Origin of the sequence: Gilliamella sp. Pas-s27 (assembly GCF_009795865.1) — a bacterium.
Classification (GTDB): Bacteria; Pseudomonadota; Gammaproteobacteria; order Enterobacterales; family Orbaceae; genus Gilliamella.
The window spans coordinates 1-304 of sequence record NZ_WTEW01000143.1 but is presented as its reverse complement, the minus strand read 5'-3'; the positions used below and the strand labels follow the sequence as shown (position 1 = coordinate 304).

Here is a 304-nt window from a genome sequence, read left to right as displayed (position 1 = left end):
TAGCTAATTCAACTGACACGCCTCCCTCAATCACCTTATACAGTTTATATATGCATCAGCTAGATTGGTATGGTTATCAGCAAAAGAAACAGAAAGGAAATGGTAAGGTTAGCTATCCTCATTATTGGCAATCAGCTGAATTAGGGAAGGTCAATGAAGCAAAAGCAGAAACCATTACGGGTAGTGTAATACGAGAAAATGGGAAAAATACAAACGTAGTTGGCTTATTACTAAAGGGGAGTAAAGTTCGTTTAGGTGAACAAAAAGAGGATATGCCTGGTTGGTATAAAATTGTGTCGATAAC

1 protein-coding gene is annotated in these 304 nt (G+C 37.5%); it reads left to right on the top strand.

Annotation, left to right across the window (positions count from 1 at the left end; all coding sequences use genetic code 11):
* Positions 1-50: 50 nt before the first annotated feature.
* Positions 51-304: hypothetical protein (locus GQ589_RS12065; RefSeq protein WP_160426506.1), on the top strand; the 254-nt coding region annotated here is incomplete at its 3' end.